The organism is Mucilaginibacter angelicae (genome assembly GCF_042434235.1).
Lineage (GTDB): Bacteria > Bacteroidota > Bacteroidia > Sphingobacteriales > Sphingobacteriaceae > Mucilaginibacter > Mucilaginibacter angelicae.
The window spans coordinates 45,941-60,530 of the sequence record NZ_JBHLTS010000075.1 but is presented as its reverse complement, the minus strand read 5'-3'; the positions used below and the strand labels follow the sequence as shown (position 1 = coordinate 60,530).

The window sequence follows — 14,590 nt, the reverse complement described above, 5'->3', positions numbered from 1 at the left end:
GCATAGGGTTGATGCGTAAAAAAACAATAATAACAGGTATGTTCGTTAACCGGATTAAAGGACTGTTGTTATGCTCTTAAATACAACCGTTTATTTAATTTCTTGATAGTTAATTTTAACCAAGGGGAAAAGTTATTTTAAATAAAGGTTAGTAATTATATCTGCATTGTGCTGCTAAAGATTTATTTGATATACTGGCCTATAAACCTGGACCTGGTAATTTGAATAGCGCCAAAATCAACGGAAAAGAAGAACCTAATCCATGTTTAGTGCAGAAAGTGTTTGTAAGTGAGGGGGATATTATAAAAAAAGATGATAACCACTTTATGCTTGAAGCCATGGAAATGGAAAACATTATTAAAGATCTGGAAGGGAAGCGGTAAAAAAGATATCGATAGGGCCGGAAGATAATTTGCTGAAGGGAAGATATTAATCTGTGTTTTAACTGATTGTTACAGTTTTAAATGTGCGATAATAACATTTTTGCAACGAACGCAACGTGATTTTGAGGTTTTTGTTGTTTCTACACATTTTTTTTACGAACTTACTTTTTTAATTAACAATATTAACTTTTATGAAGAAACATTTACTAACAATCCTGTTGTTATGTACTTGTATTGCCGTTGGTTTTGCTCAAAACCGGGTTATTACAGGTAAAGTAACAGATCAGAAAGATGGCTCGCCCTTACCTGGGGTAAGCGTAACCGTAAAGGGAGTTACCGGACTGGGCACCCAAACTGATATTAGTGGTGGGTACAAACTTAGTGTGCCTGCGACTGCAAAGGTTTTAACTTTTAGCTTTTTAGGGTATCTTCCTAAGGAGGTTGCTATAAGTGGAGCCACAGTTAATGCGCAGTTAGGTACCGATTCAAAAATACTTAACGAAGTTGTGGTTGTAGGGTATGGTACGCAAAGCAAACGTTCATTAACCGGTTCTGTTTCAAAAATTAAGGGTGCTGACATTGAAAATATCCCGGTACCAAGTTTGGAGTCGGCTATCCAGGGCCGTAGTCCTGGTGTTTATATTCAGGCGCAAAATGGTAAATTGGGCCAGGGTATCCAGGTGCGGATCCGCGGAGCGTCGTCAATATCAGCGGGTAGCCAGCCTTTATATGTAGTAGATGGTTTACCTATTACTGTTGATGACTTTTCAAGCAACGGGGCTTCAACCAATCCGCTTGTTGATTTGAACCAAAATGATATCGAATCAATCGAAATACTTAAAGATGCATCAGCTGCAGCTATCTACGGTTCAAGAGCCTCAAATGGTGTAGTTTTGGTAACTACCAAAAAAGGTAAAGCCGGTGCTACCAAGGTAACTTATAATCAATACTATGGTTTTAGCAAGCCAACAGGCGAACGCAAATTTCTTGACGCGCAGGAGTATGTTACTGCGCTAAGAGCAGCCGGCATAGCCGGCGGTTATTCAAGCGCCTCAATTGAAGCAAGGTTGCAAAGGTATGCTGCAGGCAGCGATGATTATAAAACTTATAAAGTAAATACCGATTGGCAGCAGCAGATCATACAGCATGCACCGGTGCAAAACTATAACCTGGTAATAGCGGGAGGTAATGAAAAAACTAAATTCTACATATCAGGCACTTATAATAATCAAAAAGGCTGGATATTAAAGAACTCTCTCAATCAATATAGCTTACGTACCAATATCGAAAACCAGGCAAACAATTGGTTAACGGTAGGAGCAAACTTAAGCGTATCGCGCACAGTGAACCAGCGTTTGGATAATGATGATGCATTTTCAACTCCTGAACAAATTGTTGCCTTATCTCCGATAACCCCGCTTATCGATCCGCGTACAGGGTTAACCAGCGGTGCACTTGATCCGAGTACAGGTTTACCTAATGGTAGTTTCCCGATTTATTTTAACCCCTTGTTAAATTCAATCAGCAGTCATTTTACAAGTACCGATTACAGAAACCTTGGGAATGTTTTTGGCCAGGTTAAAATATTGCCTTCATTAAGCTTCAGAACTGAGGTGGGAGTGGATATATTGAATAATACTGAAGATAACTATTCCGGAAGCCTTACACTGCGTAATACAGGTCCTTTAAATAACGTAGGCTTAAATACTTCAGTGACCTCACTGAACTTTAATACCAATAACTTTTTACATTTTCTAAAAGACATAGGCAAGCATAACATTGATGCAGTTGGTGGTATGACTTATCAGAGGCAACAAAATGATCTTAACTCAATTCAGGGCGATCAGTTTCCAAGTGATGCCTACAAAAAGCTGATTAGCTCGGCTGATATTACCAGTGGTTCGTCATCAAGTACTGCATACTCATTGTTATCATATTTTGCGAGGGCAAACTATAAATACGACGAAAAATATCTGCTATCGTTAAGCGGTCGTATTGATGGCTCATCGCGGTTTGGTGCAAACCATCGCTACGGTTTCTTCCCGGCAGGTTCAGTAGGCTGGGTAATTTCTGAAGAAGGCTTTATGAAAAAGCAGAAATTGATCTCTGAATTAAAAATCAGAGGAAGTTACGGTTTAACAGGTAACTCCGAAATAGGCAACTTCCCTTCAAGAGGCTTATTCCAGGAATTTGGTTACTCCGGTGTTGCAGGCGCAAGGCCAATACAATTGGCTAACCCCGATTTAAAATGGGAAACAACCGCAACCACAGATATAGGATTGAATATCGGCTTCTTTAACGGTCGTTTATCGGGCGAGTTTGATTATTATTTAAAGAAAACCAAAGACCTTTTATTAAATGTACAGGTTCCGGCTACTTCGGGCTTTACTACAATAGTACAAAACCTGGGTAAACTACAGAATAAAGGTTTTGAGTTACAGATAGACTCGAAAAATATAGTAGGTGTAGTAAACTGGTCAACAAGTGTCAATTTTTCAATTAACCGTAACAAGGTTACCGATTTGAAAGGACAAGTGATTTTGGGAGCCGGCGACCAGGTTAACCGTGCTATTGAAGGCCAGCCCTTAGGTGTATTTTATACCGCTGAATTTGCCGGAGCTGATCCTGCTAACGGTGATGCGCTGTATTACAAAAATACGGATCTGGGTAATGGAAAACGCGACAGGAGTACTACTAATGATTATAACCAGGCAGTACCGGTGGTTGTGGGCGATCCTAATCCTAAATACCTGGCAGGCTTAAATAACTCGGTAACCTATAAAGGTATTGAGTTTAGTTTCCTGTTACAACAGGTACACGGCAATAAGATCTATAACGGTGCCGGCCAATATATGTCGGTAGGTTTTAATAATGGTGCCGATAACCAAACTATTGATCAGTTAAACTCATGGAAAAAGCCCGGTCAGATCACTAACGTACCTGAAGCCCGTTTGTTTGGGGGTAATGGTGTTAATCCAAGTTCAAGATATTTAGACGACGGCTCATATGTGCGCTTAAAAAATATAGTGTTAGGCTACAATTTTCCGAAACAATGGCTTTCCAAAATCAAGTTATCAAGCCTGAGGGTTTACGCGCAAGCAACAAACCTGATCACCTGGACTAAGTATAAAGGCTGGGACCCTGAATTAAACTCAGATGCATTCTCGGGCAATATTACCCAGGGCTATGATTTTTATGCGGCCCCGCAGGCAAAAACAATAACTTTTGGATTAAACGTGGGATTTTAATTTAAGCTGAAGAAAATGAAGATAAATAAATATTCAATTATAGCACTAAGCATATTGGTTATGCTATACAGTTCGGGCTGTCAAAAACAGCTGGACATTAAGCCTCAGAACCAGGTAGAACAAGAGGATGCCATTAAAACATCAAAGGATGTGCAGGGGGTATTAATCGGGGCGTATACAGCAGCTACTTTAAGAGGATTGTATGGTGGCAGGTTTCAATCCACTTCTGATTTTTTGGCAGATGACGGCGATTTTTCATATTTCGGTACGTTTAACGAATACACCGAACTTAGTGACAAGGGGGTAACCATCGTAAATCAGTTTACCGAGGGCGTATGGGATACAGGTTACAACACAATTGGAGTATGTAATAATGTTTTGGCTCATATTGACCTTGTGGATGCCATTAATAAAAGTAGAGTTGAAGGAGAAGCCCGGTTTTTGCGGGGAATGGTATATTTTGATTTAGTACGTGTATTTGCCAAAGATTGGGGCGATGGCACACCATCATCTAACCCCGGGGTGCCTATCGTATTAACGCCTACCACATCTATTCCGGGTATTCAAAAAGTTACCCGTAATACTGTTGCTGAGGTTTATGCCCAGGCTATTGCTGACCTTAAAATTGCTGAAGCAAATTTAACTACCGGTAAATCCATATATGCAACGTCAGGCGCCGCATCATCAGTGTTAGCAAGAATTTACCTTCAGCAAAAAAATTACGCAGCAGCTGAAACAGAAGCAACGAAAGTGATAGCAAGTGGTACATACAGCCTTGTAGAACATTTTAAAGATGAGTTCCAGGCACCTGATCAGGCAACTCACGTTTTTAATACTTCGGAAGATATATTAGCTATGCAAATATCAAATCAGTCGGGCTTTAATGCACTTAATGAAGTTTATGCTGCTGTAGCTTACGGAGGGCGTGAAGAAACATATATAAATGATCAGCATTTTAACCGTTATGAAGAGGGGGATACGCGTGCTGATTTGTTTTTTGAAGATGATGGAGAATTTACCTCTAAATTCAATAACCTGTTTGGTAACGTAGTAGTGATCCGTCTGGCAGAGTTATATCTGATCAGGGCAGAGGCCAGGTCACAAAAAACCGGCCCCGATTACGCAGGCGCGGCTGCTGATTTAAATGTAGTACGTCATAGGGCTGGTTTGGGTAATATTACCGCTCCCACAAATGCAGCAGGCTGGATTACTGCGATCGAAAAAGAACGCCGTGTTGAACTTCCGTTTGAGGGTTTCAGGTTATTTGATCTTAAACGGTATCAAAAATCTACCAACTCTGTTGATGGTGATGGAAATGTAGTTGATACTTTTCCATGGAACTCACCTAAGCTGATCTTCCCGATCCCTAAACGTGAGCGTGATGCTAATCCTAACTTAACACAAAACGAAGGATATCAATAACAATAGCATTATTTAAAATGTTTATATCCCGGTGGTAGCTTATCACCGGGATTTTTTTATTAAAGTCTGCATTTTTCTCTGCCCAGGTTTGTATTCACTAATCAAATCGGGTTTATTCGTCATTTAATTAGTCTAACCAACCAATATTAAAAATTGAAACGCCATGGAAGATGAACAAATACTTGAAGCCCTGAACGCACACTGGCAGGCCTCGGCAGCCGGTGATATAAACACGGAACATGATATTTATGATGATGATGTTATCTGTGATTATCCCCAGTCGGGCGAACGGATTTTTGGGCGAAGCAATTTACAGGCTTTGCGGGGGCATCATCCGGGTAAGCCATCGGGTTTCCGTGTCAGGAGGATTCTTGGAAAAGCTGATATCTGGATCACGGAATACACTATCAATTACCAGGGACAGACTGCCTTTACAGTGAGTATTATGGAGTTTCGTGACAGGAAGGTAATCCACGAAACACAGTATTTCGCAGATCCCTTCGAGGCCCCTGCATGGCGAAGTCAATGGGTTGAGCCGATTGAATGAGGCTGCAATTAATAAAGCTGCTATGCTGTTTAGGTAGCCACCATAGGTGTTCGGAAGCTTTTTTAATTCCCTCCCTCGGGAGTTACTGTGTGTACACATCTTTTTAAGTAAAAGAAAATGTCATTTCGACTGAGCAGGGTGGGGCTGAGAGGTGGGGCGAAAGAGAAATCTTATATGACTTGTAGAGTCGTAAGCAAGGTTTAGAGCAGGATGTACAAGATTTTTCGCTATCGCTCAAGAGATAGTTTCTCCTCACCGCGGCCGCACATTCCCAAATTGGTTCGTCGAAATGACATTCGGTTTTATTGATTGATATTCATTGATAAGATGTGTACACACAGTAGCTCCCAGGGGAGGGAATCGCACAATCCCCCGCTCTTCTATTTCTTCCGAACACCTGTTTAGGTAGCCACCTAAAACAAACAAGGCCTCTCATTGCTGAAAGGCCTTGCCCGATATATCTGTTGTGAAAATTACCTTGCTTTAAATGGTTTTGCTTTTTTAACCGGGTAGTGAGGTTTACCATTAGGGTTAATTTCAGGAGCACCTACCAGGGTCATGGCGCAACGGAAACCAACTTCGGCACTTGCCTCATCCTGATCCATAAAACGACGGGTAGCAGGATTTAACCAAAAAGCCATATCATTCCATGACCCGCCTTTATATATTTTAGAGTGGTCATTAACGAGTGTTGTTGTGCCGTAAAGGGCTTTATTAACTTCGTCTTTTTCGCCCCTTGCATCAGGATTGTATGCCTTACCTGAGTTTTTAGGTAATAATGAATCAACCGGAAGCGAGCCTGTTTGTGTAGTTGAAAGTGGTGCATTTGGATTAGCACTTTGTGCAGCTGAACTTTGTTGCTGTAATGCCAGAAGCTCGCTGTATTTCAATTTTTTATTAGCATGTGCAGGATCCTTGATTGGTTTGCCATATTTATCTTTGGCATAAAGGCCTTTGCTTGGATCGGCAAGGCGTTTGTTTGTAAACTCGTTACCACGGAAAGGGTTAAAGTCTTCAAACTCCTCAAACGATGTTTGACGGTAGGTATCAGCAACCCATTCGTTAACGTTACCCGACATGTTGTATAAGCCAAAATCATTAGGGGCATATGAACGTACAGGTGCTGTAATATCGGCCTTATCGTTCAGGTAACCGCCAACACCGGCATTGTCGCCACTGCCGCGTTTAAAGTTAGCCATGATCAAACCACGTGTTTTGCTTTTTGCCGAACGTACTCCCAGGCCATTCCAGGTATACAGCTTACCATCATCAATATTTTCGAACTGAGTGTTGCCGGCAAGCGCTAATGCAGCATATTCCCATTCTGCTTCTGATGGCAGGCGGTAAGCTTGTTTTAAGATCCCGTCTTCCATACGTACCGGCCTAACGGCTTTGCCGCCTTTTCCGGTACCAGCCTGGGCATTGGGACTCAGGTTAGGCATCATTTTTTTACCGTCGATACCTGCACCGGTCATTTGACCATTCAGATAAATATCAGTGTTGAAGGGCTGCCCGTTTGCCGCTACACCGGCATCACCGCCACCGCCTTTTTTACCCTGATCTTTCCAGGCTACTAACTTACCTGTTTCACGTAAAATGTTTTCGTTGGTACGGTCGGTACGCCATGCGCAATAAGCCTGTGCCTGGTCCCAGGTTACACCTACAACCGGGTAATCCTGAAAAGCAGGGTGGCGCAGGTAGTTATCTACATAAGGCTCATTGTATGACAATGGTCTGCGCCAAACCAGTGTGTCAGGTACTGCGTTATAATATAATTCGCGGTCCTGCGGGAAAGTAATATTGATCCAGTGCAGGTAATCCAGCCAGTCCTGGTTTGATACTTCGGTTTCGTCCATATAAAAAGATGGTACGGTAACCCTGCGACGAACGTTGTTATAATCGTAAGTGATGTCCTGGTCGGCACTGCCGCCCATAACAAAGGTACCGCCCTCAATCGGTACTAATCCCGGTCCCGGAGATGGGTGGCTTTGCCTGAAACGCTCGTAACCGCCGTTGTTTTTATCGTTATAAGTTATACCGGTTTTTTGCGATTGCTCACGTTTACTGCAGCTACTCATCACGGCACCTAAAGCCAACAATCCCAGAGCAGTTTTAGTAAAAAGTATTTTCATATTTTTACAGTTATATTAAGTCGTAAATTTATAAAAAAATGGATACAGTGCTTATGTCTGTGAACCATTATTTAGAAATAAATAGTACAGTTATCAGGGGTTTTAACGAAAAATTGATGAAATTAGTTGCGTCGAATTAATTATTTGATTTAAATTTCAGCCAAAGGGATGTAACTTAAAATCTGTAAAGCACGTTACTATTCCATACTATCAATAAAATGTCACAACCTAACTCCTACAAATGAAGCTTTTTACATTTCGTGGCCTTGCTTTTATCACCCCCTTTTTATTACCGTTTGCTGCTGCTGCGCAAACAAACCCTAACGGGAGTAATATTAACGCAATTCCCACCGAAGTCCCTTTTTTAAATATTTCACCAGATTCACGTTCGGGGGCAATGGGGGATGCGGGCGTGGCTTTATCACCGGATGTAAATGCAAATTTCTGGAACCCGTCAAAGCTTGCATTTCTTGAAAGTAATGATGCCTTATCAGTATCATACAGCCCATGGTTAAGACACCTTGTGCCCGATATCAGCTTGTCATACCTGAGTTATGCCCATAAAATTGACGAGCGTAATAGCATAGGCGCTTCGCTCCGTTATTTTAATTATGGTTCCATACAGCTTACCGACGATAATACCAACGATCAGGGCACTTATACGCCTAATGAGTATTCGCTGGATGTTTCGTTTGCCCGTAAGTTTGGCGATAATTTTTCATTGGGCCTGACTGCGAGATATATTCATTCTAATATCTCAAGCATCTCATTTGCTACCGGCTCAAGTCAGGCGGCAAAAGCGGGCAATGCCTTTGCTGCCGATGTTTCGCTGTATTATACGGCACCTTACGGCGATGGTAACCTTTTTGCCTTCGGTACGCACATCTCAAACATTGGTACAAAAATCAGCTACAGTGATGTGGGTAATAAATACTTTTTACCGGCCAATCTTAAAATAGGGGTAGCTAACACCTGGCAACTGGACGATATCAATGAGTTTACTGCAACCTTTGATATTAACAAGCTGTTGGTGCCAACCCCGCCCCTGCGCGATCAGGATGGTAAGATCATAAAAGGCAAGGACGATAATGTATCAGTACCTGCGGGTATTTTTCAATCGTTTGGTGATGCACCAGGCGGCTTTAGTGAAGAGTTGAAAGAGATCAGCTTTTCGCCAGGCGTTGAATATTGGTACAATAAACAGTTTGCAGTAAGGGCAGGCTATTTTTACGAAAACCCGAACAAGGGCGACAGGCATTATGTTACCATGGGCATAGGTTTTAAATACAGCGTTTTTGATTTTGATTTTTCATACCTGGCAGCCAGCCAGCAAAATAGTGCCCTGGCCAATACTTTGCGTTTCACTTTGTCGGCAAATTTTGGCGGTACAACAAATGCTTCAAGAAGATAATGGGTAAAATTAAGGTAGGTTTTGGGTTTGATGTACACCAGTTAAAAGAAAATCATCCCTTTGTTTTAGGCGGAGTTAAACTTGAGCATCATTCAGGTGCCTATGGTCACTCGGATGCCGATGTGTTATTGCACGCAATTTGCGATGCCTTATTGGGTGCTGCAAACCTGCGAGATATAGGCTTTCATTTTTCCAATAAAGATGATCGCTGGAAAGGTATCAGCAGTTTGATCCTTTTACAGCACGTAGTAGCCCTGATCAAAGAAAAAGGCTTTGTTATTGGTAATATCGATGCCATGGTATGCCTTGAAGCACCAAAGATCAATCCGCATATCCCCGCAATGCAAACCTATATAGCCGAAGCCGCTGCTATCAGCGAGGAAGATATCTCTATCAAAGCTACAACCAATGAGCAGATGGGCTTTATTGGCCGCGAAGAAGGCGTTGTGGCTTATGCTGTTTGTTTGATTGAAAGGGAGTAGGGGCAGCCTGTAGTTACAAACTACAGGCATAGTCGTCCGAAGTCGGAGACAGCGGTGCGTTCCCGTATAGGTACCGTGCCATATTATTGGGCTGGAAAATGATTTCGCCATTCCCTGAAAATCTGTGAATATCCGGTAGTTTTAACAATAATATAATAAACTGACTATCAGATGTGTATTGTAAAGTCAACAAATCAGTTTTTGTATAAAATTATTTATATAATGAGCAACTAAAGCACTTGAAGAGTTTTTATATGTGTATTTCTTTACCAGTATCGGGCAAAAAAATACACGTTTTAAATTGAAGTTTTAGCTTACCCAATTTTCATAGCTACAGGCTTGATTCCTTGATCATATTAGCTTCTCGTTTATTATACATTTTCATCGACACTTAGACATTCGCATGAACACACGATATTTGAAATGTATCTGTAAAAACAACATTTAATAAGCTGCACGATAAATTAAGGACCGGGTACATCGAATTAAATCATTACGAAATTTTCCTTTCACGCTTTTTCCTTTCGCGCAATTTTCCACCACAGACATAATAAATAACAACCTGGCCATTAGCACCATCTTTGCAAATCTTAGGGAAAACCCTAAGCTTGAAACAATCCCTATTTAAATACTTATTCGTTTCTGTAATATTAATTAGCGCTTTTGTTAAAACACAAGCGGCCATAATAGCGACAGCAAACACCAATGGCTTAACTTCTCCGACTGATATATACGGTGGACAACGTATTGCGGTATTGGGTGTCACGCTGACCGACCCGACGGGTTCTGCATTAACATCATTGACATTCAATTGTAATCAGAATATTTTAAACTATTTCACTAAAACCAGCAGCAGTATGTCCCTGGTCAGAATAAATGGCCTAAATGCCACTTATGCTGCAGGTTCAGGTACTGTGGTGACCGGCACCCCGATCAGCTTCGTTGTTAGTGGCTCAGGTTCAAATATATTAACGATAAGTAATTTTAGCCAGGCTATAAATTCCACCCCGGCAAGTTTTTTCCTGGTGGTCACTTTTGATGTTGGAGGGAATGCGCCCACACCATCACCAATTAGCTTCAATTTTAATTTATCACAAATTAATAGCACGGTAATAACAACCATCACCGGGCCCACCTATACATGGACGAACCCCGCTATTGTAACCGTTACCGGAAATAACGTTCCCAAGGACAACGGTATTGAGGTAAATGATATTTACTATACGCAGCAGGGCATTTGTGTTTTTGGTTTTTCTATAACGGTTGCCAATAACAAGGCTTTGGTAACCCAGGTGGCGTTGTCAGCGGCGCTATCCGGAACTGCTGCGCCATTTTTTAGTACTTCAGATGTTTATGTGGTTGAGAACAACGGGACAGATTTTAATTCAGGCACAAATACTCCTGTGCCTACCACTAATGCTGTCGGCAGTAATTCCTCAACTATAAACCTCAATTTTAATACGCCGCTTGACTTTACACCGCCATCGGCAACAGGCAGCATTACGAGGAATTTTTTTGTATACATTAACTTTAACAGCAATTTTAAAAGCTATCCTAATGCAGTAACATTCTCCCTTAATCCACATGCGGTAGCTTATACCGAGATCTCAGGAGGGTCGGCAATTACTGCTCAAACGGTAAATCCGCCCCAGTCGGTTATCAATGGTTATCCTATCGCGTTTGCCACGCCTACAATTATGTTCACGGGCCAAAATATTGTAGGCTCAAGTGGTAATGGTATTTCACGTACCACTTTAACCTTAAACCAAACAAACATAGTTTTGTATGGCTTTTCATTGACCAATACGGGTAGTCAGACCGCGATCAGTAATATCCAACTGAATATGACAGCTATCAGCCCGGCTGCTTTCAGTAATTTCAGGGTTTACAGATCAACGTCCAGTACTTTTACAAGCGCCACAGCTGTCCCGGCAAACCTGGTTGGCGGCACGATGACTTTAACCACTAATGTGTTTAAGTTAGATCTGACCACACCATCTACCACTCCGCCCGAAACACTTCCATTTAACCAAACCACCTATTATTTCATCATGGCCGACTGGCTGACACCTGTTAGCAGTGCCACAACTTTTCAATTTACATATAAATCTATTGCCCTTAACTCCGGTGCTACAATAGGTACATCAAATACCGATGGCCAGCAATTCTCGCTTGGTGTGCCGATATATGATTGGACAGGAGCAACCAACAGCAACTGGACCGTTGTTACAAATTGGTTAAAAAATGGCGTGTCAACCTCGACCGCACCCGGCATTACCAGTAGCAGAGATAACGTACGGATAGGTTATATAAGTTACACCAATAATAACAATCCTATAAATAACAATACAGGTCCCAATATTACAATTGGTAACCTCGAGATAGGTAGTTTAGGTTCAACCAGTTCAGCCGCAAGTGCCGTGTTATTGGATCTTAACGGCAAAACTATTACGGTAAACAATGGTTTAAACGTCGATTCTGCAGCAGTGTTTACCTTAAACAGCAGTGTTGCTACCCCCGCAGTTGGTACCCTTAAGGTAAACGGTGGTTTATCAACCCTGGCCAGTACCGCGTCAATCCAATTTGGGTCGTCGAACCCGGTTACTTTTAATAATGCCGCCGGAACATTTACCCTGCTTTCTGATGCCAACGGAACAGGCTCAATTGGAAGTACCCCCGGCAATACTAAGTTAACCGGCACTTTTGTAGTGCAACGCTATTTTACGGGCGGCAGCATTGCCAACCGGGGATGGCGACTGATGAGCTCGCCGGTCAATAATAGCAGTACTCTTCCGGTATCCACAGCCGCAACATATAACTTTTCGAGTTTAAAAACCAATTTATTTATTACCGGAGCAGGTGGCAATGCTAACGGCTTTGATCAGCCTGCAAGCTATGGGGCCAATGGGCCAACCATATTATTTTACACTACTGCCACAGCTTTGTTTGCTCCGTTGACAACATTGATACCTGCTCCGTCTGTGAATGTTGGCTCAGGCTTTTATTTTTATTTCAGGGGCGATAACATCCATAACATTACCCAAAAACTGATCAGGTCACCGGCCACCAACACTTTTGCTATCCCCGAAAAAAATGTGGTTGGTTTGCAATCAGGCACGCTTAACCAGCAGGCGTTTACTTATACATTAGCTAATGCCGGTACTGGTTATAATTTAGTTGGCAACCCATACCCGTCTAATATTACGATACCTGCCACAGCTTTAGTGGGTACTACTCCCTTTGTTTACACTTTTGCACCGGGCGGTAATAGTATAGCCGCACAAGACCTATCTGCCGGAGTAACCATACAAACCGGGCAGGGATTTTACCTTAAATCTAACAGCAGTTCCAGTTCTATTGCATTTACAGAGAGCTTAAAAACAACTGCCCGGGGAACTATCGCATTTAAAGCGGAAGTGCCGAGGCCTGAAATAACGCTAAAAATGATACAGGATTCTGCCAATTATGATATTGCGCAGCTCCGGTTCTCCGACACCTATAGCAAGAACTACAAAGAGACCGAGGACGCCGATGATCTGAATGGAAACGGGCAGACTGCGTTATTTGGCGCCATGACCGCTGATGGTCACGAAGTATCTATTGCTTCGCAACCGCTTAACAAACAAAGGACCGCTGTATTTTTGAGCGTCAACGACAGCGCAAGCGGTGATTATAAGATAAATAAAGTGGATCTATCAGCCATACCCGAGTATTATGATGTATGGCTTCTTGACCATTTTCAAAACGATTCGCTGAACTTGCGTAATAACGATAGCTACCAGTTCAAACTCGACAAAAAGGTACCAGCCACTTATGGCAACAGCCGTTTTGAAATTGTTATCAATAAAAAGCCGTTGCTGCCATATGCATTGACCGCCTTTACTGGCCAGCGCAATATCAATTCAAATATTATAAAATGGAACACCATAAATGAATTCACCTATATCACTTTTGAAATACAATATAGTGTAGATGATAAAGATTTCAGGACGATAAGTACCATGCAATCGGCTGGTGCCGGTTCTTACAGTTTTGCTGATGCTACCGCTAAAACCGGCTACTACCGCTTAAAGCAAACAGATCTGGACGGGATTGTAAAATATTCAAATGTTGTGATCATTTCTGTGGATAGTAATGGGTTGGATGTTTTTACGGTGTATCCTAATCCTACATCAAATTATTTGCACTTCACAACAAACGAACCGGTAAAAACAACCTTTGGCATTGATATTTACAGCAGTATGGGGGCGCTTTTAAAAAGGGCTGCCTTTAATTCCAACACAGGCCAACTGGACGTTTCATCATTGCAGACAGGTTTTTACAGCATTCTGCTTATCGATAACAGCACTAAAAAGACCATCGCTTCGGCCAAATTCATCAAGCAATAAAAAGTATGATATACAAAGCGTATAAGGTTATTACGGTAACAGTTATTTTTCTTTTTAGTATTGCTACCGCGTTTGCGCAACAAGTACCCTGTTCCGGAGATCCGGACGATGATGATTATGATCCGAACGGTTGCCCGCTTGATACCTGGGTAATATTATTAGTAGCAATTGCCCTAATATTAACCGTTGTACATTTACACCGCAAGCGAAAAGCTGTTTTAGTGCCATAGATATAACAAGGCTTATTTTGACGCTACTTTTTGAATCAACCCAAAGACTAAAGCGTGAAGCTATTCTCCATGGCTATGCCTTTACAATGGATTTTTTTTTGCTAATACATTGTTTCTTAGCAGTTCGAAAAATTTTTCCAACTCTTTGACTTTATTCAAATTAACAATGCCTGATTTTTGATTATTTGTTGTAGTCAACTTCAAATCATTAAAATCGGTATAACGTTTTAGCTTTCCCATAACACTCTTTCTCACAAAGATATAAACAAATAGTAACGAACTGGAGACTTTAGTTCGTTACTATTTGCAACGTACTTACACAGCAAAATTCGGATTGTAGTATTCCA

The 14,590-nt window shown here is 41.7% G+C and carries 10 protein-coding genes; 8 read left to right on the top strand and 2 right to left on the bottom strand.

Features of this window, described 5'->3' with window-relative positions; all coding sequences use genetic code 11:
- Window positions 1-221 precede the first annotated feature (221 nt).
- The 4 genes from ACFFGT_RS25370 (at window position 222) to ACFFGT_RS25355 (ending at window position 5,600) form a co-directional block, all read left to right on the top strand.
- Complete coding sequence (locus tag ACFFGT_RS25370; protein WP_377025319.1) at window positions 222-383, top strand: biotin/lipoyl attachment domain-containing protein; 162 nt, start codon at window positions 222-224, stop codon at window positions 381-383.
- A gap of 191 nt (window positions 384-574) precedes the next feature.
- Complete coding sequence (locus ACFFGT_RS25365) at window positions 575-3,631, top strand: SusC/RagA family TonB-linked outer membrane protein (RefSeq protein WP_377025318.1); 3,057 nt, start codon at window positions 575-577, stop codon at window positions 3,629-3,631.
- A 15-nt stretch (window positions 3,632-3,646) separates the two neighbouring features.
- On the top strand, window positions 3,647-5,053 hold the full coding sequence (locus tag ACFFGT_RS25360) for a RagB/SusD family nutrient uptake outer membrane protein (protein WP_377025317.1): 1,407 nt from the start codon (window positions 3,647-3,649) through the stop codon (window positions 5,051-5,053).
- Between the two features lie 163 nt (window positions 5,054-5,216).
- Complete coding sequence (locus ACFFGT_RS25355) at window positions 5,217-5,600, top strand: nuclear transport factor 2-like protein (protein WP_377025316.1); 384 nt, start codon at window positions 5,217-5,219, stop codon at window positions 5,598-5,600.
- Between the two features lie 473 nt (window positions 5,601-6,073).
- Here ACFFGT_RS25355 and ACFFGT_RS25350 read toward each other — a convergent pair whose 3' ends face one another.
- Window positions 6,074-7,732 (bottom strand): SUMF1/EgtB/PvdO family nonheme iron enzyme, encoded by a 1,659-nt coding sequence (locus ACFFGT_RS25350; protein ID WP_377025315.1) that lies wholly within the window; start codon window positions 7,730-7,732, stop codon window positions 6,074-6,076.
- Between the two features lie 241 nt (window positions 7,733-7,973).
- On the opposite strand from ACFFGT_RS25350, the gene porV reads away from it, so the two are divergent.
- The 4 genes from porV (at window position 7,974) to ACFFGT_RS25330 (ending at window position 14,243) form a co-directional block, all read left to right on the top strand.
- Window positions 7,974-9,143: a type IX secretion system outer membrane channel protein PorV gene (porV, locus tag ACFFGT_RS25345; protein ID WP_377025314.1), complete on the top strand. Its 1,170-nt coding sequence runs from the start codon at window positions 7,974-7,976 to the stop codon at window positions 9,141-9,143.
- The gene (gene ispF / locus ACFFGT_RS25340) at window positions 9,143-9,625 is read left to right on the top strand and encodes a 2-C-methyl-D-erythritol 2,4-cyclodiphosphate synthase (RefSeq protein WP_377025313.1); all 483 of its coding nucleotides are present in this window, start codon (window positions 9,143-9,145) and stop codon (window positions 9,623-9,625) included. The genes porV and ispF overlap by 1 nt, the downstream gene beginning before the upstream one ends.
- A gap of 608 nt (window positions 9,626-10,233) precedes the next feature.
- Window positions 10,234-14,013 (top strand): T9SS type A sorting domain-containing protein, encoded by a 3,780-nt coding sequence (locus tag ACFFGT_RS25335; RefSeq protein WP_377025312.1) that lies wholly within the window; start codon window positions 10,234-10,236, stop codon window positions 14,011-14,013.
- Window positions 14,014-14,018: 5 nt separating this feature from the next.
- Window positions 14,019-14,243 carry an Fjoh_0651 family PID-CTERM protein gene (locus ACFFGT_RS25330; protein WP_377025311.1) on the top strand — a complete coding sequence of 75 codons (225 nt, stop codon included), beginning with the start codon at window positions 14,019-14,021 and terminating at the stop codon, window positions 14,241-14,243.
- Window positions 14,244-14,324: 81 nt separating this feature from the next.
- Here the strand turns inward: ACFFGT_RS25330 and ACFFGT_RS25325 are convergent, their stop codons facing one another.
- Window positions 14,325-14,483, bottom strand: a complete 159-nt coding sequence (locus ACFFGT_RS25325; RefSeq protein ID WP_377025310.1) for a hypothetical protein — start codon at window positions 14,481-14,483, stop codon at window positions 14,325-14,327.
- Window positions 14,484-14,590 lie beyond the last annotated feature (107 nt).